The 424-nt window shown below is 42.2% G+C and carries 1 pseudogene; it reads right to left on the bottom strand.

Annotated features, from left to right (window positions below):
* Positions 1-193, bottom strand: a pseudogene (locus tag AB4653_RS08610) (hypothetical protein); the annotation flags it as partial.
* Positions 194-424: the final 231 nt, after the last annotated feature.

The raw sequence follows: 424 nt of genomic DNA, 5'->3' as shown, positions 1-424 counted from the left end.
CAGCAACTGCAAGGTCGACACCTTTAAGGTCATTGACTTGCCCGTGAAGCAGAGCCAGACGTACACCGCCAACCGCATCTGAATCCGGAGCGTTGAAACCATTGATCGTTGAAAACATAACAGGCGAAGAAGCAAATGCTGCCGGTGCCATTACCGCTGCAGATACAGCAAGTACTGAAAGTAATTTTTTCATTGGGGAGTCTCCACTGACTTATTGTTGACTTGATTAATCTATATTCAATCAAGTATTTATTGTCCTTCACTCAACAGCTATCCATGTTAAATCAATGTCATAACTGTACCATTGAATATAAGACCCAAAATCATAAAGAGCAATATTGAGCGGAGGATATCATGAGAGGCAAGAGTAACCATCGGCAGTCAGGTTTCTATAAGTAGACGATAAAGATTCCCTATCACGCTC

The sequence above is a fragment of the Vibrio sp. 10N.222.48.A3 genome (assembly GCF_041475345.1).
In the GTDB taxonomy this organism is placed as follows: Bacteria; Pseudomonadota; Gammaproteobacteria; order Enterobacterales; family Vibrionaceae; genus Vibrio; species Vibrio tasmaniensis_A.
The sequence above is the reverse complement of the archived record's forward strand: the minus strand, read 5'-3'. Positions and strand labels throughout refer to the sequence as shown.